This window comes from Pseudomonas sp. ChxA, assembly GCF_030263855.1.
Taxonomy (GTDB): Bacteria; Pseudomonadota; Gammaproteobacteria; order Pseudomonadales; family Pseudomonadaceae; genus Aquipseudomonas; species Aquipseudomonas fluorescens_CB.
In genome coordinates, this window is the sequence record NZ_JARPMK010000001.1 from 5,602,809 (window position 1) to 5,626,109 (window position 23,301).

General features: G+C 61.0%; 24 protein-coding genes. 9 read left to right on the top strand and 15 right to left on the bottom strand.

Features of this window, described 5'->3' with window-relative positions:
• Nucleotides 1-83 precede the first annotated feature (83 nt).
• A complete protein-coding gene (locus P5706_RS25280) occupies nt 84-509 on the top strand; it encodes a low affinity iron permease family protein (protein WP_200430725.1) in 426 nt (141 codons plus the stop codon).
• Between the two features lie 54 nt (nt 510-563).
• On the opposite strand, the gene P5706_RS25285 is transcribed toward P5706_RS25280, so the two are convergent.
• From P5706_RS25285 to P5706_RS25300, 4 genes are all read right to left on the bottom strand, one after another.
• Nucleotides 564-1,091, bottom strand: coding sequence for a DUF4142 domain-containing protein (locus tag P5706_RS25285; protein ID WP_017137290.1), 528 nt, complete (start codon nt 1,089-1,091; stop codon nt 564-566).
• A gap of 119 nt (nt 1,092-1,210) precedes the next feature.
• A complete protein-coding gene (locus P5706_RS25290) occupies nt 1,211-1,852 on the bottom strand; it encodes a LysE family translocator (protein WP_285682530.1) in 642 nt (213 codons plus the stop codon).
• A gap of 54 nt (nt 1,853-1,906) precedes the next feature.
• The gene (gene fos / locus P5706_RS25295) at nt 1,907-2,317 is read right to left on the bottom strand and encodes a fosfomycin resistance glutathione transferase (RefSeq protein WP_285682532.1); all 411 of its coding nucleotides are present in this window, start codon (nt 2,315-2,317) and stop codon (nt 1,907-1,909) included.
• A gap of 17 nt (nt 2,318-2,334) precedes the next feature.
• Nucleotides 2,335-3,249 carry a LysR family transcriptional regulator gene (locus tag P5706_RS25300; RefSeq protein ID WP_425540574.1) on the bottom strand — a complete coding sequence of 305 codons (915 nt, stop codon included), beginning with the start codon at nt 3,247-3,249 and terminating at the stop codon, nt 2,335-2,337.
• A 77-nt stretch (nt 3,250-3,326) separates the two neighbouring features.
• Between P5706_RS25300 and P5706_RS25305 the strand changes: the two genes are divergently transcribed.
• Entirely contained in the window at nt 3,327-3,815 is a 489-nt protein-coding gene (locus tag P5706_RS25305) for a DMT family transporter (RefSeq protein WP_200430729.1), read from the top strand.
• Here the strand turns inward: P5706_RS25305 and P5706_RS25310 are convergent, their stop codons facing one another.
• The 6 genes from P5706_RS25310 to yiaY form a co-directional block, all read right to left on the bottom strand.
• Nucleotides 3,816-5,147 carry an MFS transporter gene (locus P5706_RS25310; protein WP_200430730.1) on the bottom strand — a complete coding sequence of 444 codons (1,332 nt, stop codon included), beginning with the start codon at nt 5,145-5,147 and terminating at the stop codon, nt 3,816-3,818.
• 59 nt (nt 5,148-5,206) lie between these two features.
• A complete protein-coding gene (locus P5706_RS25315; protein WP_285682535.1) occupies nt 5,207-6,148 on the bottom strand; it encodes a hydroxymethylglutaryl-CoA lyase in 942 nt (313 codons plus the stop codon).
• A complete protein-coding gene (locus tag P5706_RS25320; RefSeq protein ID WP_200430732.1) occupies nt 6,145-7,338 on the bottom strand; it encodes a CaiB/BaiF CoA transferase family protein in 1,194 nt (397 codons plus the stop codon). The genes P5706_RS25315 and P5706_RS25320 overlap by 4 nt, the downstream gene beginning before the upstream one ends.
• A gap of 454 nt (nt 7,339-7,792) precedes the next feature.
• The gene (locus tag P5706_RS25325; RefSeq protein WP_099548614.1) at nt 7,793-8,704 is read right to left on the bottom strand and encodes a LysR family transcriptional regulator; all 912 of its coding nucleotides are present in this window, start codon (nt 8,702-8,704) and stop codon (nt 7,793-7,795) included.
• Nucleotides 8,704-9,378, bottom strand: coding sequence for an NAD(P)H-binding protein (locus P5706_RS25330; protein WP_285682539.1), 675 nt, complete (start codon nt 9,376-9,378; stop codon nt 8,704-8,706). Before P5706_RS25330 ends, P5706_RS25325 begins: the two co-directional genes overlap by 1 nt.
• A gap of 92 nt (nt 9,379-9,470) precedes the next feature.
• On the bottom strand, nt 9,471-10,619 hold the full coding sequence (gene yiaY / locus P5706_RS25335; protein WP_285682540.1) for an L-threonine dehydrogenase: 1,149 nt from the start codon (nt 10,617-10,619) through the stop codon (nt 9,471-9,473).
• 123 nt (nt 10,620-10,742) lie between these two features.
• On the opposite strand from yiaY, the gene P5706_RS25340 reads away from it, so the two are divergent.
• Nucleotides 10,743-11,759 carry a DUF4917 family protein gene (locus tag P5706_RS25340; RefSeq protein ID WP_285682542.1) on the top strand — a complete coding sequence of 339 codons (1,017 nt, stop codon included), beginning with the start codon at nt 10,743-10,745 and terminating at the stop codon, nt 11,757-11,759.
• 140 nt (nt 11,760-11,899) lie between these two features.
• On the opposite strand, the gene P5706_RS25345 is transcribed toward P5706_RS25340, so the two are convergent.
• Nucleotides 11,900-12,427, bottom strand: a complete 528-nt coding sequence (locus P5706_RS25345) for a helix-turn-helix domain-containing protein (RefSeq protein WP_058421756.1) — start codon at nt 12,425-12,427, stop codon at nt 11,900-11,902.
• Nucleotides 12,428-12,533: 106 nt separating this feature from the next.
• Here P5706_RS25345 and P5706_RS25350 point away from each other — a divergent pair, with 106 nt between their 5' ends.
• The 6 genes from P5706_RS25350 (at nt 12,534) to P5706_RS25375 (ending at nt 19,761) form a co-directional block, all read left to right on the top strand.
• Nucleotides 12,534-13,316, top strand: coding sequence for an aldolase (locus tag P5706_RS25350; protein ID WP_017137275.1), 783 nt, complete (start codon nt 12,534-12,536; stop codon nt 13,314-13,316).
• Between the two features lie 27 nt (nt 13,317-13,343).
• Nucleotides 13,344-14,216 carry a dihydrodipicolinate synthase family protein gene (locus P5706_RS25355; protein WP_285682546.1) on the top strand — a complete coding sequence of 291 codons (873 nt, stop codon included), beginning with the start codon at nt 13,344-13,346 and terminating at the stop codon, nt 14,214-14,216.
• Nucleotides 14,217-14,385: 169 nt separating this feature from the next.
• Nucleotides 14,386-14,925, top strand: a complete 540-nt coding sequence (locus P5706_RS25360) for an RNA polymerase sigma factor (protein WP_200430739.1) — start codon at nt 14,386-14,388, stop codon at nt 14,923-14,925.
• Nucleotides 14,922-15,890, top strand: a complete 969-nt coding sequence (locus P5706_RS25365) for a FecR family protein (RefSeq protein WP_285682548.1) — start codon at nt 14,922-14,924, stop codon at nt 15,888-15,890. Before P5706_RS25360 ends, P5706_RS25365 begins: the two co-directional genes overlap by 4 nt.
• A gap of 129 nt (nt 15,891-16,019) precedes the next feature.
• Nucleotides 16,020-18,578, top strand: coding sequence for a TonB-dependent receptor (locus tag P5706_RS25370; protein ID WP_285682550.1), 2,559 nt, complete (start codon nt 16,020-16,022; stop codon nt 18,576-18,578).
• 229 nt (nt 18,579-18,807) lie between these two features.
• Nucleotides 18,808-19,761 carry a DMT family transporter gene (locus tag P5706_RS25375; protein ID WP_285682552.1) on the top strand — a complete coding sequence of 318 codons (954 nt, stop codon included), beginning with the start codon at nt 18,808-18,810 and terminating at the stop codon, nt 19,759-19,761.
• A 39-nt stretch (nt 19,762-19,800) separates the two neighbouring features.
• On the opposite strand, the gene P5706_RS25380 is transcribed toward P5706_RS25375, so the two are convergent.
• From P5706_RS25380 to P5706_RS25395, 4 genes are all read right to left on the bottom strand, one after another.
• Nucleotides 19,801-21,018 (bottom strand): class I SAM-dependent methyltransferase, encoded by a 1,218-nt coding sequence (locus P5706_RS25380; RefSeq protein WP_285682554.1) that lies wholly within the window; start codon nt 21,016-21,018, stop codon nt 19,801-19,803.
• A gap of 195 nt (nt 21,019-21,213) precedes the next feature.
• The gene (locus P5706_RS25385) at nt 21,214-21,831 is read right to left on the bottom strand and encodes a TPM domain-containing protein (RefSeq protein WP_285682556.1); all 618 of its coding nucleotides are present in this window, start codon (nt 21,829-21,831) and stop codon (nt 21,214-21,216) included.
• A 31-nt stretch (nt 21,832-21,862) separates the two neighbouring features.
• Nucleotides 21,863-22,591, bottom strand: coding sequence for a TPM domain-containing protein (locus P5706_RS25390; RefSeq protein ID WP_285682558.1), 729 nt, complete (start codon nt 22,589-22,591; stop codon nt 21,863-21,865).
• Nucleotides 22,592-22,609: 18 nt separating this feature from the next.
• The gene (locus P5706_RS25395) at nt 22,610-23,221 is read right to left on the bottom strand and encodes a LemA family protein (protein WP_285682560.1); all 612 of its coding nucleotides are present in this window, start codon (nt 23,219-23,221) and stop codon (nt 22,610-22,612) included.
• Between the last annotated feature and the right edge of the window lie 80 nt (nt 23,222-23,301).

Below are 23,301 nucleotides of genomic sequence, written 5' to 3' on the forward strand. Positions count from 1 at the left end.
GCAAATCCTCAAATGTAAAAAGAAATTTCAAAGCACGCCTGCGGTCCATAATTTCATCACCCACCGGTCAAGGAACAACGGTCATGAAATTCTCTGCAGTCTCCCAATCTCTGTCCCGCTGGGCAGGCAGTGCCCGCACCTTTTACGCGGCTGTCGCACTGATTTTCCTGTGGAGCCTCAGCGGGCCGTATTTCCACTACAACGACACCTGGCAACTGATCATCAATACCTCGACCACCATCATCACTTTCCTGATGGTATTCCTGATCCAGAACACACAAAACCGCGATAACGACATCCTGCATATCAAGATCGACGAGTTGCTGCGCGTCTCCAAGGATGCGCAAAACGCCGTGCTGAGCCTTGATGGCCTCGACCGTAAAGAACTGGAAAAACTGCGCAAGGAATACCGCAGCATTGGCGCAGCAGGCAATGTCAGCCTTAACAGCAGTTGTGGCGAAGTGGTCGACGATGCGGTGACTAATAAAACCGATCTGAACCAGGCATAAAAAAACGGCGGTTGGAGTGACTCCAACCGCCGTTTTTCATTGCACGTAACAGATTCAACCGTCGCCTTGATGGCCTTTGCCATAGGTCGACGCCAAGGCACGGGCCTTTTGCAGGCGCTCCTCCAACTTGGGCAGCGTTTCATCCACCAGCGCTTTTATTTCCGGCACATCCGATGCGGCGCCTTCCTGCTTGAACAAGGCGATGGCATCTTCGTTTTCCTTGACCTGCTGCGCGGTGTAGGCGGCGTCAAACGAATCGCCATCCTTGAGTTCGGGCATCAGGGTTTCGGCTTTATCAACGATCTTCTCGCGCGGCGCTACCGGCAGGTCAAGCTTCTTGGCGATGGCCGCCAGGTGCTGGTTGGCTTGAGTGCGCTCGTTGATCACCTCGATGGTGTAGTCCTTGATTTCCTGGGACGAGGTCCTGGCGTGGGCCATGCGACTGGTTTCGATATCGGCCATCCCTTTGGCCGAAGCCTGCTCGATAAATTCAGCAGGCGACTGGGCGAAAGCATTGCTGGCGCCGAGGCCCAGCAGCATCGCGAAACTGGCGGTGCGTAACCGGATAGCCATGCGGCTCATGATGGGTTCCTCCAGGTCAAAAATAAGTGCGGGAACAGACGCCCCGCCCTGAATTCGAATTTTCAGGGCGGCAAAGGTTTAGAAAAAACTTGCCAGTGCGACGAACGGTCGTCGTCGCATCAGGCCGGTTTGCTGCCAAACAGGCCCGGCAATGCGTGCGCCAGGGCATTGATGGCAAAGCCGATAAACATCACGCCGCAGAGCTTGGTGATAAGGATTTCATGGCGCTGATACACCGTGCGCACACGTTGGGCGCCAACCACGCCGATCAGAATGGCATAGGCCAGCAGGCCACCGATAAAGCTCAGGAAGATCAACGACGGCAGCATCGCCCACGTCAGCAATTCGGCACGGCTGGACAACAATGCAGTAAAGGTTGCCACGGCCACCGGGTAGGCCTTGGGGTTGGTCAGACCGAACACAATGCCGTGCCAGAACGGGTGCCGCGCCGCGCCCTGAGGTGCATCGCTGCTGCGCCACTGGGTACGGATCGCACGCCAGCCGAGCCAGAACAGGTACAAGCCGCTGAGCACGCCCAGTGCATCAAAAGCCGTGCTGCCCACTTCCCGCGCGCCCACGATGGCAATCAGCGCCGTGCTGCACCACACCACGTCACCCAGCAAATGCCCGCACAAAAACCCCGCACCAGCACGACGGCCACGGGCAGCGCCGATACCGAATACGGCCAGCACGCCGGGACCTGGCGTAATACCGTAGATAAAACCTGAAGCAAGCACGGCAAACAGCAGGGATAGGGTCATGGGCGCGACTCTGATAGACGGTGATGAGGTGGATCGATTCTGCACGTTCCGCCGCTACGGGTAAAACGTCATTCCGGCATAAGGCTTGGCGCGGCAGGCCTGCAAACGTGAGGCCAGATCGCCGACATGGGCTTCGAGCTTGTGGCCATCGGGGTCGAGAAAATAGAACGACGCGCCTTCACTGCGGTTGTCGCGCCATTCCTGCACCTGCGCAGCACGCAGGCGCGCCACCAGCGCCGCGAAATCACCGCTATCGGCGGTAAACGCGTAGTGCGTGTATTCAGCCGCAGGCGCGGGCGAGCGTGATGGGTCTAGGGACAAGCACAGCCATAAACCGGGTAACGACAGATAGGCGCCGCCGTCCCAGCTCGCATCGAGCTTAAGCTGCAACAATTCATGGTAGAAACTGATGCTGCGGTTCAGGTCGGTGACGGCAAGGGTCAGGTGGTTAAGGCCTGAGAGCATTTTTATTTTTCCTGTTATCAATGACTTTCGGACAATACACCCTGCACCTGCCCAATCAACCACTGCAACCCCGAATCCCCGCCCCGGCGCGCATGCCACGCCAGCTCAAACGCAAACGAAGGAATATGAAACGGCGGCGGCACAGCCAGCAGGTGCTGCTGATCGATGTTGAGCAAGCCTCTGGATGACACCGTCAAAATCAGGTCTGTGCCCTGGATCAACTGCGGTGCCACGCCCCAATGCGGCAGGCTGATCGCCACATGCCGCCGCTCACGAATCGCCGTCAACGCCCGTTCGATTTCCGGGGTGCCGCTGCCGCGCATTTCCAGCAACACATGCGGACGTGACAGGTAAGTCGGCAGGTCGAGCACACCGTTTGGCGGCAGGCTGTCACGGTCAATCAGGCAAGTGTAATGCTCCTCGAATAACGGCGTGGTGCGCAGTTCGGCGGGCATGTCCGGGAACACCCCGGCGGCCAGGTCGAGGTCGCCATTGAGCACGCCGTCGACCATGCCTTCGCGGCTGGCCTGGACGATTTGCAGGTCGATGCCAGGCGCTTCACGGCGCAAGGTGCGGACCAGCCCCGGCAAGAAAATCGCCGCACTGTAATCCGACATCGCCACACGAAACCGGCGCTTGGCCGACGCTGGATCAAACCGGTTGGGCGCCAGCAGCGCCTGCACCTGGGCCAGGGCTTCGGCCAGTGGCGCGGCCAACTCCAGGGCACGGGCGGTCGGCACCAAAGCGCCGCCCTGACGCACCAGCAATGGGTCACCGAGCAGATCACGCAAACGCGCCAGCGCATGGCTGACCGCTGGCTGGCTCAGGTGCAGGCGCTCGGCGGCGCGGGTGACGTGTTGCTCGCTGAGCAAGGCGTCGAGGATCACCAGCAGGTTGAGGTCGATGCGGCGCAGATCATTCATCAGCTGCATGCTCAGCATAAGAACTTGGAATTTAAATTTGCGCGACGAATAGCCTAGAGTCCAGCAAAACCTCTGGGATAACTGAGATGACGACGTTGCATTGGGTAGGTCTGTTGGCACTGGCGGTGATCGCCGGCGCGGTGGTGCCGTTTCAGAGTGCGATCAACGCAAGCCTCGGGCGCGGGCTGGGGCACCCGTTGTGGGCCACGCTGGCGTCACTGCTGGTGAGCATTATTGTGTTGCTGCCGGTGATTGTGGCGCTGCGTTTACCGCTGCCAAGCCTGGCCTTTATCACCAAGGCGCCGCTGTGGATGTGGGCCGGCGGCGCGTTTGGCGTGTGCTTTATTTCGCTGGCGTTGATGTTGCTGCCCAAGCTCGGCGCGTCGGGATTTATTGCGCTGGCCATGGCAGGGCAGATTCTTGCTTCGCTGCTGCTCGATCACTTTGGCCTGTTTGGCCTGGTAGAGCGCCAACTGACAACGCCCCGCGTGTTGGGGGCGTTGCTGTTGATTGGCGGCGTGGCACTGATTCAGTTCAGCGCCACACCGGCTCGCGCCCTGGCGACGGCAGGCTGATCAGCCCTTGTCGAGCGTGCGCAGCTTTTGTGGCAAGCCCCACAGCAACAGCGCCGCCGCCAACAACGCACACACGCCGATCACATACAGCGCAGGTGTGGTGCTGCCGGTGAGGTCCTTGATACGCCCCACCATCACCGGGCTGACAATGCCGCCGAACTGGCCGAGAGTGTTGATCACCGCAATGCCACCGGCCGCACCCGCACCGGCGCCAGCCAGCAGTTTGGGCGGCAGCGTCCAGAAGGTGGGGATCGCGGCAATAATGCCCGCGCCCAACAGGCCCAGGGCGATGATCAGAAAGGTGGTGTGGTCGGCAAAGATCCCGGCACAGAAGAAGCCGATAGCGCCCAGCACCACCAGGCCGCAGACAAACTTGCGGCGCTCGCCGGTGGCGTCCGACAGACGCCCGATCACCACCATGCTGACCGCCCCGCACACATAGGGAATGGCGGTGAGCAGGCCGATCATCACCGGGCTTTGGGTGCCGGCACTGCGGATCAACTGTGGCGCCCAGAAGTTAAGGCCGTAGGACGCCACCTGGATCAGAAAGTAGATAAACCCAAGCATCAGGAACCCTGGAATGCGGATCGCCGAGAGCAACGAGCCACCGTGCTGGTTCGGCTCATGCTTGGCGATGCGGCTCGACAGCAGGGTTTTCTCGGCAGGCGTTAGCCAATGCGCGTCTTCAATGCGGTCCTTGAGCAAGGTCAGCACCAGAAAACCCAGGCCGATGCAGGGCAAGCCGCCGAGCAGGAACAGCCAGTGCCAGCCGCGCATTTGCAGTACGCCGTCGAGGTGTTCCAGCACCAGGCCGGAAAATGGCGCGCCGACTAAACCGGCGAAGGCCGAGGCCAGGAACAGCATCGAGGTGATGCGCCCACGAAAGTGCTGCGGGAACCACAGCGTCAGGTAATACAGCACGCCAGGCGCAAACCCCGCCTCCATGGCGCCAATGATGAAGCGCAGGCCATAGAACTGCCATTCGGCGGTGACAAACACCATGGCCGCCGTGGCCAGGCCCCACGACATCATGATGCGCGCGATCCAACGGCGGGCACCGACCTTGTAGAGCATCATGTTGCTCGGCACTTCGAACAGCACATAACCCACCACAAATAACCCAGCGCCCAGGCCATAGGCGGTGTCGCTCAGGCTCAGGTCGGTTTGCAGCTGGAACTTGGCGAAGCTGATGTTGATGCGGTCAAAAAACGCGAACAGGTAGCACACCATGATCAGCGGCATCAGGCGCCAGGCGACCTTGCTGACCAGGGCTTTTTCGGCATCGATTTCAGCGGCCGGGCGCACGCCGGCCTCTAACGTATTAGTGCTCATGGTTTCTCTCCAGCGGGCTGCTCACAGGCGCCCGATTGTTTTTGTTGTCTGGTAGCGCGTTACAGCGTGGCGGTGTAAGCCGGTGGCGGGTGCAGGTCGTCATTGCGCCCGGCCTTGGCCACTTGGCCGGGCAGTTCATGCCCAAGCAAGGCCGGCAAGCGACGGGACATTTGCAACAGGTGCGGCAGGTCGATGCCGGTGTGAATGCCGACCTCCTCACACAGGTTGACCAAATCTTCGGTGCAGATATTGCCCGACGCGCCCGGCGCGAACGGGCAACCGCCGAGGCCCCCCAAGGCCGCGTCAAACCGGCGGGCTCCGGCCTCGTAAGCGGCCAGCACATTGCACAAACCCAGGCCACGGGTATTGTGAAAATGCAGGGTCAGATCGCTGGCCGGCACCTGTTGCAGCACGCGCTTGACCAAACGTTCGACCTGTCGCGGATTGGCCATGCCGGTGGTGTCGGCCAACGTGATGCCCTGAATGCCCAACTCGCGATAGGCGTCGACCATTTGCAGCACGCGGTCTTCATCGATCTTGCCTTCGAACGGGCAGCCAAAGGTGGTGGCAATGCTGCCGTTGAGCCGCACCGGGTGGTCGGCGGCAAAGCTGACGATATCGCCAAACGCCGCCAACGATGCCTCGCAACGCATGCGCATATTCGCCAGGTTGTGGGTCTGGCTGGCGGACATCACCAGGTTCAGCTCATCGGCGCGTGACTCGATGGCGCGCTGGGCGCCCTTGAGGTTGGGGATCAGCGCCACATAAATCACACCGGCCCGGCGCTCAATGCCCTGGAACACCTGCTCGCCATCACGCAACGCAGGAATGGCTTTGGGCGACACGAACGAGCCCGCCTCGATTCGCGAAAAACCGGCCTGCGCCAGCGCGTTGATCAGCGTGATCTTGTCGGCGGTTTCAACCCACGTCGGTTCGATCTGCAAGCCATCGCGCGGGGACACTTCCTGCACGATCAGCGCGTCAGAATAATCAGTGATCATTGCACCACTCCCGCGGTTTTCAAGCGTTGGATATCGGCGCCGGTGAGGCCCAGGCTGCCGAGGATGTCATCGGTGTGTTGGCCCAGGGTCGGGCCTTGCCAGTTCACACCACCGGGGGTTTCGGAAAGTTTGGGCACAATGCCGGGCATCTTCACCGACACGCCGCCGGGCAGTTGGGCATTGAGCAGCATGTCACGCGCCTGGTAGTGCGGGTCGCTGACGATATCGGCCACCGAGTAGATGCGCCCGGCCGGCACCTCGGCGGCTTCGAGCGCGCTGAGCACCTGGTCGATAGGCAGGCTGCTGGTCCAGTGGGTAATGGCCGCATCGAGCAGGCCACTTTTGGCGGCGCGGCCGTCGTTGTGGGCAAACTCCGGCGCTTCAGCCAGGTCGGCACGGCCGATGGTGTGCATCAGGCGCTTGTAGATCGGGTCACTGTTGCCGGCGATCACCACATAGGCGCCGTCGGCAGTCAGGTAGGTGTTGGACGGCGCAATACCCGGCAAGGCGCCGCCGCTACGCTCACGCACATGGCCGAGCATGTCGTATTCGGGCACCAGGCTTTCCATCAGGTTGAACACGCTTTCGGCCAGCGACACATCAACAACCTGCCCCGCGCCCTGCCCGGTCTTGACCCGCAACAACGACATCAGCGCGCCGATCACCGCGTGCAACGAGGCGAGAGAGTCACCCAGGCTGACGCCAACCCGCGCCGGCGGCGAGTCGGGGTTGCCGGTGGTGTAACGAATGCCGCCCATGGCCTCACCGATCGCACCAAACCCTGGTCGATCGCGGTAAGGCCCGGTCTGGCCGTAGCCGGAGATACGCACCAAAGTCAGCTTGGGGTTCAGCGCATGCAGCACGTCCCAACCCAGGCCGAGCTTCTCCAGGCCGCCGGGGCGCAGGTTTTCGATCAACACGTCGGCGTCGCCCAGCAGTTGCTTGATCAGCCCCAGGCCTTCCGGGGACTTGAGGTCCAGTGCGAGCGACTTTTTGTTACGCGATTGCAGGTACCACCACAGCGACGTGCCTTCGTGCAGCTTTCGCCATTTGCGAAGCGGGTCGCCCTGGCCCATGGCTTCGATCTTGATCACCTCGGCGCCAAACTCGGCCAGCATCCGCGCCGCGAACGGAGCGGCAATCAGCGTGCCGATTTCAATCACCTTGATACCGCTCAACGGCGCCGTCATGGGGTGGTCCTCTTATTCTTGGAATGTGCAGCCAAGGCTAGAGGACAAGGAGGCGATAAATCCAACCGTCAGTTGGCAAGGAGCGTTCGCGAAATGCGAACGGCTATTGGGTGCCGGCGTCAGTCAGATCGCTATCGCGGGCAAGCCCGGCTCCCACAGGAGGGATGCGGCCCCTTGTGGGAGCCGGGCTTGCCCGCGATGAGCATAGGTATCTACACAACTTTTAAAAGCAGCCTATTTCTCCTGTGGCGAGCAGGCTTGTCCTGCGTTGGGCTGCGAAGCAGCCCCAAAAACAGACGCTGAGTACTTTCAGCAAAATTGCCGTGCCTGTACTGGGGCCGCTTCGCAGCCCAACGCAGGACAAGCCTGCTCGCCACAACAGCCCACCTGCCACAGACTTCGTGTTAACCGGTTGTGTAGGTACCTATGCCGCGATGAGGCCCACAGGGTTTCCTCACTTCAGTGGCGTGCGCAGGTAGTCAAACAACAACCGGCTCACCGGCGACAACTGCGCCTCATCACGCACCACCACAATCAAGCTGCGATCCGACCACGTGTCGGTCAGCGGCACCGCGTGCAAACCCAGCGCGCGACCAAACAGTTCATAGGCCTTTTGCGGCAGGATGCCGATGCCCATATTGGCCTGGACCATCCTGCACATCGCATCAAACCCCGGCACATGAATACGCAGGCGCAGCATCTTGCCGGCCTCACGCGCGGCGGCATGGGTGCGCATATTGATCGAACTGGCGGCGTGCAAGCCGACGTAATCGCTGCCCAGGGTTTCCTCGAACGCCAGGGTTTGACGTGCGGCCAAGGGATGCTCTGCCGGCATCAGCACCACCAGTTTGTCGTGGCGATACAGCACGCTGGGCAAGCCTTTGGTGTCGGTATCGCTGGAGCAGATGCCCAGGTCCGCCACCCCGTCCAGCACGCCCTGGACCACGCCGTTGCTGGGGCGCTCTTCCAGATCCGTCTTGACCTCGGGGTGCCGTTGGGAAAAGTCGCGCAGGTCTTCCGGAAGGAACTGAATGATCGCCGACAGATTCGCCAGCATGCGCACATAACCGCGCACACCGTGGCTGTGTTCGCCCAGTTCAAGGCCCATTTTCTCGACGTTGAACAGCATCTGCCGCGCATGGTGCAGCAATGTTTCGCCCGCTGCAGTCAGGTCCATGCCCTTGGCGCGGCGCACGAACAGGCTCACACCCAATACCTGCTCCAGCTCCATCAGGCGCTTGCTGGCCGCCGACACCGCGATGGCTTCACGGGCCGCAGCGCGGGTCAGCGTGCCTTCTTCAAACACCGCAACAAACAGTTGCAGGGTGATCAGGTCAAGGCGACGCACCAGGCTTTTGTGCAACATCAGCGCGGCTCGCTGGCCAGGCGATTGATCTCGGCCTGCTCCACCACGGCGTGCGGTGCGCCATGACGCGCCGCCGCCAACATTGCCTGGCCGACGGTCTCGGTGCTCACCACCCAACTCGGTTTGACCCGGCGAAAAAACGACAGCAGCGGCCCGAGCACGGTATAGAAGGATTGATACAGCGGCGTCTTTGAACGCACACCATGCAACGGCTGAATCACTCCAGGCCGAAACAGGTACACCGCTTTGAACGGCAAGCGCAGCAAGGCGTTTTCGGTCTTGCCCTTGACCCGCGCCCACATCGACTTGCCCGCCTCGGAACTGTCGGTGCCGGCGCCGGACACATAGATAAAGGTCATCTGCGGATTGAGCCGCGCCAACGTGCTGGCCGCGACCAAGGTTAGGTCGTAGGTGAGGTGGGTGTATTGGGTTTCATGCATGCCCGCCGACGACACGCCGAGGCAGAAGAAGCACGCATCAAAGCCTTGCAGCAGGTTTTCCAGCGGCTGGAAGTCGAGCATGTCGCTGTGCAGCACCTGGTGCAGCTTGCCGTGTTCCTGGGTCAGCGGCGTGCGGCCCACGGCAACCACTTCCTGCACGTCAGCGGCCAGCAGGCACTCGCGCAGCACGCCTTGGCCGACCATGCCAGTGGCGCCGAATAATAGAACTCTCATCAGGGGACCTCAGCGGCAAGCCGCAAGCTTCATGCTCAAGTTGAATACCGTTCAGCTTGTAGCTTAACGCTTGCCGCTTGCGACCGCCCCCTTTAGAACGCGCTGCGAAAGATCTCCTCAATCTGGCGCTGATCCGCGCGCCGTGGGTTGGTCAGCCCACAGGCATCCTTCAAGGCATTGGTGGCCAGCAACGGAATGTCCTGCAACTTGGCGCCCAATTCGCGCAAACCGGCCGGGATCTCAACGTCATGGGCCAAGGCGCGAATAGCGACGATGGCCGCCTGGGCGCCCTCTTCGGGGGTAATGCCCTTGATATCGGCGCCCAAGGCGCGCGCCACGTCGCTCAAACGTTTGGCGCACACGCTGGCATTGAAGCTTTGCACATGCGGCAGCAACACTGCGTTGCACACGCCGTGGGGCAGGTCGTAGAGGCCGCCGAGTTGGTGGGCCATGGCATGCACAAACCCCAGCGAGGCATTGTTGAAGGCCATCCCGGCCAGGAACTGCGCATACGCCATGTTTTCCCGCGCGGCCTTGTCGCTGCCGTCGCGCACCGCCAGGCGCAGGTTGGCGCTGATCAGCTCCATGGCCTTGATCGCACAGGCGTCAGTGATTGGCGTGGCGGCCGTCGACACATAGGCTTCGATCGCATGGGTCAGCGCGTCCATGCCGGTTGCCGCCGTCAGCCCCTTGGGCATGCCGACCATCAGCGTCGGGTCGTTGACCGACAGCAGCGGCGTGACGTTGCGGTCGACGATGGCCATTTTCACATGGCGGGTTTCGTCAGTGATGATGCAGAAACGGGTCATCTCACTGGCCGTGCCGGCGGTGGTGTTGATCGCCACCAGCGGCAATTGCGGCTTGCTCGATTGGTCGACACCTTCATAGTCGCCGATACGCCCGCCGTTGGTGGCGCACAACGCGATGCCCTTGGCGCAGTCATGGGGCGAGCCGCCGCCCAGGGACACGACAAAATCACAGGCCGTGGCCTCCAGCATCGCCAGGCCTTTCTCGACGTTTTCCACATTGGGGTTGGGCTTGGCCCCGTCGTAGATCACCGAGTCGATGTCCTGCATCGCCAGCTTCTCGGCGATCATGCTGGCCACGCCGGCCTTGGCCAGCACGGCGTCAGTGACGATCAGCGCCTTGCGAAAACCGTAGTTGCGGATGGCCGTCATGGCTTCGTCGAGGCAGTCGGTGCCCATAATGTTGACGGCGGGAATAAAAAAGGTGCTGCTCATGGTCAATCCTCGGAGGCGGTATGCCGACAGAATCAACCGGTAACGCTTGGCGCATCTTGATCAGGATCAACGCACGCTCGTGATAAAGTCACCACCCAGCCGATTTCGAGTAGACCCGCCGCAATGAAGGATTTCCAGGATATTGACGCCCACCTTGAAGACTGGAGCGCACTGCGCAGCGCCATCGACTTCAACGGGATTCTGATCGGCAATGGCGCCAGCCGTGCGATTTGGGAAGACTTTGCCTACGACTCGCTGTTCGAAAACGCCCGCACCGTCGAAGAAAAGCCCCTGAGCCCATCCGAACTCAGCGTGTTCGATGCGCTGCAAACCCGCAGTTTCGAGCAAGCGCTGGGCGCGTTAAAAACTACCAGCCGGGTCAACAAGGCGCTGGCGGTCAGCTCGGCGGCGCCGCGCAACCGCTACTACGCGATCAAGGAAGCGCTGATCAACACCATCCACGCCGTGCACATTCCGTGGCGCCTGATGCAGCCGTCGACACTGGCGACGATCAACACTGAGTTGAAGCACTACGCGACGGTGTTCACCAGCAATTACGACCTGCTCAACTACTGGGCAATCCTGCACACGCCGGGCATCGACGACCTGTTCCGCAGCGCCGACGCCAGCTTCGACCTGCGCAACACGCGCACCGAGACCACACGCATCCTCTACCTGCACGGCGGCTTGCACCTGGTGCGCAACCTCGACGGCACCGCGCGCAAATTGCCGACCACCGACAGCACATTGCTCAGCAGTTTTGCGATCAACAATACGATCAAGACCCTGGACGATGTGCCGCTGTTTGTCAGCGAAGGCAAGGTGGAGGAGAAGCTCAAGACCATCCGCAGCTCGGACTACCTGTCGTTCTGCTACGAGCAGTTGCTGAGTCATGATGGCGCGTTGTGCATCTTCGGTCATGACTTGGGGCCGCAGGATCAGCACCTGGTGGATGCGCTTCGCCAGGCCAAACTGACGACACTGGCAATTTCGGTGTCGGGGCGCAGTGACGGGTTTATCCGCCAGCAGAAGCGCCGGTATTCGCAGTTGTTTGACGGCAGTGGCGTGGAGCTGAAGTTCTTTGCGGCGCGCACGCATCCGCTGGGTAATGCCGCACTCTCAGTTCCCGTCGAACGCTGATCTACTGAACAACGAAGATCAACTGTGGGAGCGGGCTTGCCTGCGATAGCGGTGTGTCAGTTAAGGCAATACTGACTGGCCCACCGCAATCGCAGGCAAGCCAGCTCCCACATTGACGGTGTTCCAACCTGGGAACAGGGTCACTCGTCGCTGCTGTGCACCACCACCAGCAACTGCGCCTGCACCTGCCCCACCGAGCGAATTCGGTGAGGTTTCTGTGCATTGAAGTGCAGCGCATCGCCCCGTTCCAGAATCACCCGTTCGTTCATGAAATCCACTTCTACCTGGCCTTCGTGCACAAACAAAAACTCCTCGCCCAGATGCTCCTTGAAGGTCTTGTCGGTGAACTCCGCCGGCGGGTAGATGATGAACGGCAGCAGGCTGCGTTCGCTGACCTGATGGGCCAGCACTGCATAACCCGGCGCGGTGTCGGGGCGTTCGTGGCTGCGCACCAGGCTGTAGCTGTCGAGGCTGACGTTGTCTTCGCTGAACAGTTCTTCGACCTTCACGTTCAACGCCTTGGCCAGTTTCAGCGCGGCGGCAATCGACGGCGTGTTGAGCCCACGCTCGACCTTGGACAGATAGCTCTTGGTCATCCCGGACTTTTCGGCCAGGGATTCCAGGGTTACGCCAAGTTTTTTTCTCAATAATTTCAAACGGATAGACATGTGCTGCGGTTAATCCCTGCAGAAAAGGCAGAATCACGCTTGCCAATGACACAAAGTGTCATATAGCATCTTTAGTGTCATTTGCTCTAACCCAAAGGACACCGATATGGCCAAGACATTAGCACTTCCCAAAGACCAACTGGTCAAGCAAGCACTGATCCAGATGCAAAACAGCCTGGCGGATAATACGTGGACCGACCGGCAAAAGCTGGCGCTCACCTGTCGCATCCTGTTCGAACACGGCCACGACTCTGGCCTGGCCGGGCAGATCACCGCACGTGGGCCAACGCCAGGTACCTATTACACTCAGCAACTGGGCCTGGGTTTCGATGAAATCACGGCCAGCAATCTGTTGCTGGTCAACGAAGACCTTGAAGTACTCGAGGGGCATGGCATCCCCAACCCGGCCAACCGTTTTCACACCTGGGTTTACCGTGGGCGGCCGGATGTGAACTGCATCATCCATACGCACCCCACGCATATTGCCGCGCTGTCGATGCTTGAAGTGCCGCTGCAGGTGTCGCATATGGACCTGTGCCCGCTGTACGAAGATTGCGCCTTCCTGGAAGCCTGGCCGGGCGTGCCGGTGGGCAATGAAGAAGGCGAAATCATCACAGCAGCTTTGGGCGACAAGCGCGCAATTCTGCTCTCGCACCACGGCCAGCTGTCCACCGGCGCGAGCATCGAGGAAGCCTGCGTCATCGCGCAGTTGATCGAGCGGGCAGCCAAGTTGCAGTTGCTGGCGATGTCGGCGGGCACCATCAAGCCGATCCTGCCCGAGCTGGGTCGCGAGGCCCATGACTGGATCTCCAAGCCCAAGCGCCACGGCGCCGCGTTCAACTACTACGCCCGGCAGAACCTGCGCAAACACGCCGATTGCCTGAACTGATTGCCCTTATTCACGCGGAGACTTCCCATGTCCAACCCCACTATTCACGGCATCATCGGCTACACCATCACCCCATTCAGCACCGACGGCCAGCGCATTGACCTCGACGCCCTCGGCCGCTCCATCGACCGCCTTATCGACAGCGGCGTGCACGCCATCGCGCCTTTGGGCAGCACCGGTGAAGGCGCGTATTTAAGCGATGCGGAGTGGGATGAGGTCAGCGCCTATAGCCTTGCAAAAATCGCCAGGCGCGTACCCACAGTTGTCAGCGTGTCTGACTTGACCACCGCCAAAGCCGTGCGTCGCGCCCGTTATGCCGAAGCCAATGGCGCCGATGTAGTGATGGTGCTGCCGGCCTCGTACTGGAAACTCAGCGAAGCGGAAATCCTCGCCCACTACGCCGCGATTGGCGACAGCGTCGGCGTGCCGATCATGCTTTACAACAACCCGGCTACCAGTGGCACGGACATGTCGGTGGACTTGATCCTGCGCATCGTCAAACAGGTGGCGAACGTGACCATGGTCAAGGAAAGCACCGGCGATATTCAGCGCATGCACCAGTTGCATCGCCACAGCGACGTGCCGTTCTACAACGGCTGCAACCCACTGGCGCTGGAAGCCTTCGCGGCGGGTGCCAAGGGTTGGTGCACGGCAGCGCCGAACCTGATCCCGCAGCTCAACCTGAAGTTGTATGACGCGGTGCTCGCCAATGACCTGACACTGGCGCGGGAGCTGTTCTATCGCCAGTTGCCGTTGCTGGAGTTCATCCTCAAGGGCGGTTTGCCCGCGACGATCAAGGCCGGGTTGCGACTGACCGGCCTGGAGGCGGGCGATCCACGCTTGCCGGTGTTCCCGTTGGGTGAGGCTGGGATCGAACAGCTCAAAGCATTACTGCGCTAAAACCACGGCCTCCTGTGGGAGCTGACTTGTCGAATCGTCGCACCGCTATCGCAGGCAAGCCAGCTCCCACATTTTTGAACCCATGAACCCATTACATAGAGACAAATGACAATAGTTCTCGATATCATTCGCGACTTTTCTACGTCGTGCTTCGTCAAGAAGGATATCCATGTCTCGTCCCAAGCCCGACCCGTTGTCGGCCGATGCCTTTCGCGGGTTTTATGCAGATATCCTGCATTTCCTGCGCAAGCGCACGGACAACGCCAGCGACGCGGCGGACATGACCCAGGATGTCTTCACCCAGTGGCTGGACTACCGCGACCGCGCCAAGGTCGAGCAGCCACGGGCGTTTCTGTTCCAGATGGCGCGCAACCTGTTGCGCGATCACTGGCGTAAACAGAAGGTACGCCAGAGCGCCCATTCCGATCCGACCGACATTGACACGGAGCCGGTCAGCGACGCGCAAAACGACCCCATGGCCGCCGCGCAGCGCCTGCAACGCCTGGAACAGTTGAAAGAAGTCCTTGCCGAACTCTCGCCCCGCAGGCGAGAAGCCCTTATGCTGCACCGCTTCGAAGGCTTGAGCCAGGCGCAGATCGCCGAGCGCATGGGCATTTCGACCAGCATGGTAGAAAAGCACATCGCTTTTGCCCTGCTGCATTGCAAGCGACGCCTTCAACCAGAACCCGGCACGGAGCAGCCAGAATGAACCGCCTGAGCGACATCGACGCCCTGGATATCGAGGCGAGCGACTCCATCGATGCCCAAGCCGCCAGCTGGTTTGCCCGCAACCGCAATGGCGCAGCGCGTGCCGATCGCAAAGCCTTTGCCGCCTGGCAGGCAACGCCCGCCCACGCCCGTGCCTATGCCGAATTCGAACAACTGTGGGACGACCTCGCCCAGTTGCAGCAACTGAACAAACCCGTACCGCTGCCCAAGCGTAAACCCTCGATAATGCGCCCGGCCCTGGCCGTGGCCGCCGCACTGGTCTGCGCCGTGCTGGCGACGAATATCGGTGCGCCCCGCGCGCTGCTCCACAGCCAGATTGCCGGGCACGCCAAAGGCATGCGCACACTCGCCCTGCCCGACGGCAGCACGCTGTATGTGAATGCCAACACTCACCTACGCGTGGATTTCAGCGCGCATCAACGCATCCTGCATCTGGACAAGGGCCAGGTCTTTATCGAAGTTGCCGCCGACAAAGAGCGCCCGCTCTACGTGCAAGCCGGCGAGGCGAATGTGCGGGTGGTCGGCACCGGGTTTGACGTGCGGCGCAGCCAGCAACAACTGGTGGTCAGCGTCGCCCATGGCCAGGTCGCCTTCGAGCCGGACGCCAAAAGCCCGGTGGCGTTGCTCGGCGCCCAGCAACGTGCCACGTACAGCTACGCCAAAGGCACCGTGCAGCAACAGACACTCACCACCGAAGAAGTGGCCGATTGGCGCAGTGGGCACCTGTCGTTTCGCAATCGAGAGTTGGCCAGCCTGATCGATGAACTGAGCCTCTACCGGCCTCAAGCGCCCATGCAGGTCAACAAAGCCGTGGCGCAACTGAAGGTCTCGGGCAATCTGGATGTGAATGACCCGGATGCCCTGCTCAGCGCCCTGCCCGCCCTGCTGCCGGTTAAAACCGTGGCCTCGGCCGATGGCATAGTCAGAATCGAACCGCTCAAGTAAAGCCTGCAAAAGTCACACTTGAGAATATTTTGCATTCGCATGTGTGGTTTTTTGCCACTGCCCCGTCTTCCTCCCGACTGTGTTGGATACGCACACCTTTTTGGCTATTTAGCCGCCCCGGGGGATTTCATGTTTCGCGCGCCTTGCCACGCTTCGCACCTGTTTCTTCGACCGACCCTTATTGCCACCTGCATGGCCTTGAGCCTCAGCGCCCAGGCCGAGTCGCTCAGGCTGCAACTGCCCGCCCAATCGCTGGCCACGTCCCTGAGCTTTGTCGCGCAGCAGGCGAAAATCCAGCTGTTGTTCGATGAAACACTGCTCAAGCATGTGCAGGCGCCGGCGCTCAACGGTGAATTCAGCCCGGAAGTGGCGATTCGCAGCTTGCTGAAAAACGGCGAGTTCACCCTGATCAAAGTCGGCAACACCTACGTGGTGCGCCCCGACGAGGGCAAGACCACCCACAGCGGCGCCATCCAGCTGGATGCCCTCAGCGTGATCGGCACCGGTAACGAAGTCGACTCCAGCACCGTCAACCGCTCGACCATGACCCAGGCCGACATCGACCGCTACCAGTCCAACAACATCCCCAGCCTGTTGCAGACCTTGCCCGGCGTGAGCCAGGGCGGCTCGCTCAAGCCCGGTGGCCAGACCATCAATATTCGAGGTTTCGGCGATGCCGAAGACGTGCCGATGACCGTCGACGGCGCCACCAAAACCGGCTTTGAGCGCTACCAGCAAGGCACCGTGTTTATCGAGCCGGAGCTGATCAAGAGCATTGAGGTCGAGAAAGGCCCCAACTCGCCGTTCACCGGCAACGGCGGCTTTGGCGGCACGGTCAACATGACCACCAAGGATGCCCCGGACCTGCTGCAAGACGGTCGCAACAGCGGTGCAATGCTCAAATACGGCTACTCCAGCAATGACCACGAACAGATCTACAGCAGTGCCGTGTATGGCCGCACCGACGACGGCCGTTTCGACGCGCTGGCCTACCTGACCCAGCGCGACGGCGGCGACATGAAGGTGGCCGCCAAGCTGCCCAACGACAACAACGAATACCCGGTCAACCCGCAGCGCCTGCCCAACAGCGCCCAGGATGTGGATGGCAAACTGTTCAAGGTCAACGCCCACTTCACCGAGGAGCACAGCGTTGGTCTGTCTTACTCGCGCTCCCACAGCAACCGCTGGACACCGTTTTCCGCCGCCAGCTACCCGACGCCGCCGACCCAGGCCAACATCGACCGCTACGGTTACGAAAACGCGCTGAAGCGTTTTTTAGCCCAGCGTGACACCACTGACACCACCTGGTCGGGCAAGTACGAATACACGCCGGTGAATAACCCGCTGATCGACCTGACCGTCAAATATTCCCAGTCCAACACCGACCAGACCGACGAACGCGACGCCACCGCGTTTTTCCAACTGGCCACCGGCGGGCGCAAGATGGACACCGCCTACACCGACAAGAACCTCGACATCCGCAACGTCAGCCTGTTTGACACCGGCCCCTTGCAGCACGCGGTGACCGTCGGCGGGCAGATCCGCAAGCACATCCGCGAAACCGAAATGTGGATGCCCGGCACCACCTACAACACTGCGCGCTACAACTACGGGCACTTCCAGCCGGGCTTCATGCCCCACGGCAAGGTCGACACCAACAGTTTCTTTGTCCAGGACGCAGTCACCGTGGGCGACGTGACCATCACCCCGTCGCTGCGCTACGACCATGTGCGCAACCGTGGCGAAGGCAATGACGCGCCGTACTACAACAACCCGGATCCGTCCTTCGGCCACGACTACAGCGACCGCACCTACACCGGCTGGTCGCCGCGCCTGGCGTTGTTCTGGAACGTCACGCCGAACCTGGGGCTGTTCGCCAACTGGAGCAAGACCTGGCGTGCGCCGGTGATCGACGAGCAGTATGAAGTGCAAGGCCTGGGCAGCCGCACCGCCACCAGCGTCGACCTCGACCCGGAGCGCATCACCTCGATCACCCTGGGTGGCGTCACCAGCTTCGACAACCTGATCGCCCAGAACGATAACCTGCAAGTGCGCGCCACACTGTTCCATAACAAAGTCGAAGACGAAATCTTCAAGGCCACCGGCGTGGGTTGCCAGAACCAGGCCGTCAACGGTGGCACCATTGCCAACGCGTGCCCGCCTGGGGCGATGTCCAACTACCGCAACATCGGCGGCCTGACCATCAAGGGCTTTGAGCTGGAATCGTTCTACAACTCCACCTACCTGTTCGGCTCGGTGTCGTTCGCCTACGCCAAGGGTGAACACGAAGGCGCCTACACCAATCCGTGGGGCCCGGATGTGCCGGCCCGCGATATTCCACCGACCAAATGGGTGCTGGTACTGGGCACCAACATCCCGGCCTGGGACGCCCAAGTCGGCTGGATGGGCCAGTTCATTGGCGCGACCGATCGCTTGCCGAGTGACAAATACTCCGGCGGCCCGGGCAGCAGTTTGGGCGACCTGTTTTACGACCAGTACGGCAACAAGGCCTACAACACCCAAGGCCTGTTCGCCAAATGGAAGCCGCAACAGGCGTACCTCAAAGGCACCGAGGTGAACTTCACCGTGGACAACCTGTTCAACAACAACTTCCGCCCGGCCTTGAGCGGTGATCGTGCCTACACCAAGGGCCGCGATGCGAAGATCAGCATTACGCGGTTCTTCTAAAGACCAGGGTGAGGCCATCGCAGGCAAGCCAGCTCCCACAGGAGAACTCGGTCCGCCAGACGATAGAGATCAACTGTGGGAGCCGGGCTTGCCCGCGATAGCGGCGTGCCTGCCAGCTTAAAGATTGAAACTGTACGGATAAATCTGCGACCAGCTGTAGGCCCGCAATCGGCGGGGGTTGTGGCTAGATGGGCTTCCCTTGAAGCCCTCCAGATTCTGGTCCCCACTCATGAGCTCGCGCGAAAATACCGGCATGGCCCTCGGCCTGCTGGGCGTCGTTATCTTCAGCCTGACATTGCCCTTCACTCGCATTGTGGTGCAGGAAATCCACCCCTTGCTCAATGGCCTCGGGCGCGCCTTGTTCGCAGCGATCCCGGCAGCGGCGCTGTTGCTGTGGCGCCGAGAAAGCTGGCCAACCTGGCGCCAGGTGCGTGGGCTGAGCCTGGTCATCCTCGGTGTGATCCTTGGCTTCCCCGTGCTCTCGGCCTGGGCCATGCAAACCTTGCCGGCGTCCCATGGTGCGTTGGTCAATGGCCTGCAGCCGCTGTGCGTGGCGTTGTATGCGGCGTGGCTGTCCCATGAGCGGCCGTCAAAAGCCTTCTGGGCCTGCGCGGCGCTGGGCAGTGCGCTGGTGTTGAGTTACGCGTTGATCACTGGCGCCGGCAGTATTCAAGCCGGGGATTTGGTGATGTTCGCAGCCATCGCCCTGGGCGGCCTGGGGTATGCCGAAGGCGGCCGATTGGCCAAGGAAATGGGCGGCTGGCAAGTGATCTGCTGGGCGCTGGTGCTGTCGACGCCAGTATTGATCGGCCCGGTATGGTATTTGGCGGCGCAGCACCAAGGCGCGATTTCCATGCGCACCTGGTGGGCGTTTGGGTATGTGTCGCTGTTCTCGCAGTTTCTGGGGTTCTTTGCCTGGTACGCCGGGCTGGCCATGGGCGGCATTGCGCGGGTCAGCCAGATCCAGCTGTTGCAGATTTTCTTCACCATCGCGTTTTCGGCGTTGTTCTTTGGTGAACATATCGAGCCGATTACCTGGGTGTTTGCGTGTGGCGTGATCGTGACGGTGATGCTCGGGCGTAAGACGGCGGTGCAGCCTGCGCCTGCTTGTGCGGGAGCTGGCTTGTCGAATCGTCGCACCGCTGCGATGCAGACACCTCGGTCTATCAGCAAACCCAGGTGATGCCATCGCAGGCAAGCCAGCTCCCACAGGAGACCGCATTCAGTTCAAGAAGCCATCCGCACGCAGCAGGGTTTCCAGGCAGTGTTCGCTGATGTGGTAGAACGCCTTCAGCTGCTGGATTTTTTCCAACAGTTGCGCATTGTCCACAGGCTCGGCCCGCTTGACCGCCAGAATCATCTTGTTCTTGTTGGTGTGTTCCAACGAGATGAACTCGAACACCTTGGTCTCGTAACCACAGGCTTCCAGGAACAGCGCACGCAAGCTGTCGGTGACCATCTCCGCCTGCTGGCCCAGGTGCAGGCCGTATTGCAGCATCGGCTTGAGCAGCAGCGGGCTCTGGATCTGCAGGCGGATCTGTTTGTGGCAGCATGGCGAGCACATGATGATCGACGCACCGGAACGGATGCCGGTGTGGATCGCGTAGTCGGTGGCGATATCGCAGGCATGCAGGGCGATCATCACATCCAGTTCGCTGGGCGCCACACTGCGCACATCACCACACTTGAACACCAGCCCCGGATGCTCCAGGCGTGCGGCGGCGGTGTTGCACAGGGTTACCATGTCTTCACGCAATTCCACGCCCGTCACTTCGCCCTCGGCCTTGAGGGTGTTGCGCAGGTAATCGTGAATGGCGAACGTCAGGTAGCCCTTGCCCGAACCGAAATCCGCCACACGCACCGGTTGGTCGAGCTTCAACGGCGATGAGGTCAGCGCATGGCTGAATACTTCGATGAACTTGTTGATCTGCTTCCACTTGCGCGACATCGACGGGATCAGCGCCTGCTTGGCGTCGGTGACGCCCAGGTCGGCTAGGAATGGCCGGTTCAAGTCGAGGAAGCGGTTTTTCTCGCGGTTATGCTCAGCCGAAGGCGCCTCGCGCAATTGCTGCGGCTTGCTTTTGAACAGCGAGCTTTTGTTCTTTTTGCTGTATTCCAGCTGGGCTTCGTCGGTCAGCGACAGCAAATGCGCATTCTTGAACGACGCCGGCAGCAGCGCGGCAATCGCCGCCACGCCTTCGGCCAGCGGCAAGTTCTTGGTGATGTCGCGGGTCTTGTAGCGATAGACAAAGGACAGACACGCCTGCTCCTTGACCACGACCTGCTTGATGATCAGCCGCTGCAACTCGGCTTCCTCACCGACGTACTTGGCCAGCACCAGCTTGATAAACGCGTTCTGCGCGAGGCTTGCGCTCAGCAGTTCGATGAACTGGGCGTGATGGTCCGGCGCAGGGCTGGCAGGTTGAGCGGTGACAGACATGAACAAAAACGCCTCGGGCAAAGAATGCCGGGCATTTTAGGGGGGATGAAGGTTTAGGGCACGGGGTTATTTGATCAACGGTCGCCCAGCCGCCACAAATCAAATGCGGGAATCACTTTTCTCTGGAAACTGACTTATGTAGGAGCTGGCTTTTGTGGGAGCTCCCACACAAGCCCGGCTCCCACAGAAAAGCAGCTATTCCAGCACGATCAACCGGTTAGGCAGCTCATTACGCGTCTGCGTCACCGGCACATGCACCTTCAGCAATTCACCACACGCCTCGATGCAGGCAATAAACCCCGCCAGCGTCTGCCCCTGCTTCACCTGCTGGGTGAACGCCTTGACGATGCCTTCCCAGCTGTCGTCATCCAGGTGCTTGGAAATACCGTCGTCCACCAGGATCTCCACATACCGCTCCGCCTCGCTGACAAAAATCAGCACCCCGGTGCTGCCCAGCGTGTGGTGCAGGTTCTGTTCCAGGAACTGTCGCCGCGCCAGGTTCGACGCACGCCAGTGGCGTACCGAACGCGGAATCAGCCGGGTGGTGACCATGGGCAGGCGAAACACCAGGCACAGCACAATGAAGGTCGCCCATTGCGCCAACAGCAAGGTGTACATGGTCAGGTAGCCCGACAGGTAGTGCACGATGCCAGGCACCACCAAGGCGATCAGGCTGGCCCACAGCAGCGGGATATAGGCGTAATCATCAGCACGCGCGGCCAGCACGGTGACCAGCTCGGCGTCCGTGGTTTTTTCGACGCGCGCGATCGCTTCGGCGACTTGGCGCTGCTCGTGTTCAGTCAGTAATGCCATGGTTGTAGATGCTCTGTTCTAGTTATTGTCATTACCAGCCACCTGAGGCACCACCGCCGCCAAAACCACCGCCGCCGCCTCTGAAGCCACCACCGCCGCCCCCGCCACCGCCGCCGCGTCCACTGCTGCTGAGAATCGCCAGCAGGATAGCGCCAACGGGCAGCCCCAGCCGATTACACAGCCACAACACGCCGATCAGCAGGATGAACAAGCCGATGGAAAACCCCGGATTATCCTTGGCAAAATTCGCGTCCGCCACATGGGCCGGCACAGCCAGCGGCTCGCCGCCCACCACCTGAATCATGGCCGCAACGCCGTCGCTGATGCCCTGGCTGTAATTACCGGCCTTGAACTTGGGCGCGATCACCTGGTTGATGATCACCCACGACTGCGCATCGGTCAGCACGCCTTCGAGGCCATAACCGACTTCGATGCGCAATTTGCGCTCATCACGGGCGACGATCAACAGCGCGCCATTGTCCTTTCCCTTCTGGCCAATGCCCCACTGGCGGCCCAATTGATAACCGTAGTCCTCAATGGGCACGCCTTGCAGGTCGGGCACGGTCACCACCACGATCTGGTCGCCCGAGGTTTGCTCCAGCGCCTGCAATTGCTGGGTCAGCTGCGCACGTACCGCCGGGTCGATCATCTGCGCGGTGTCCACCACCCGCCCGGTCAAGGCCGGGAAGGTCAGCGCCGCCTGGGCCGCGCCCACGCAGGCCAGCAGCCACAGCGCCAAGCCTATCCGTAATAAACGCATCGACACCTCAGAGAAGCCTTATTTGAACTTCACTTGCGGCGCTTTATCGGCGTCGGCACTGGTGGCTTCAAACGTGGCGCGGATCGGCAAGTCGCTGTACATCACGCTGTGCCACAGGCGGCCCGGGAAGGTGCGGATCTCGGTGTTGTAAGCCTGCACTGCCTGGATAAAGTCGCGACGGGCCACGGCGATACGGTTTTCGGTGCCTTCCAGCTGAGACTGCAACGCCAGGAAGTTCTGGTTGGCTTTGAGGTCCGGGTAGCGCTCGGACACCACCATCAAACGGCTAAGCGCACCGCTCAGACCGTCCTGGGCTTGTTGGAACTGCTTGAGTTTTTCCGGGTTGTCGAGCGTGCTGGCATCCACCTGGATAGAAGTGGCCTTGGCGCGTGCTTCAATCACAGCCGTCAGCGTGTCTTGCTCATGGGCCGCATAGCCCTTGACCACTTCCACCAGGTTGGGAATCAGGTCGGCGCGGCGTTGGTACTGGTTCTGCACCTGGCCCCAGGCCGCCTTGGCCTGTTCGTCCAGGGTCGGAATGGTATTGATGCCGCAACCGCTCAGCACCGTGCTGATCAATAGAAAAGCCGCGGCCTTGAAGCCCCAGCGGTAATGTTGTGCTGCTTGCATAGTGTTTCTCCTGCCCAATCTGGATGGAATGTGACGACTAAACCTATAAACCGCGCGCTTGGGGCATAATCCGCCACCAC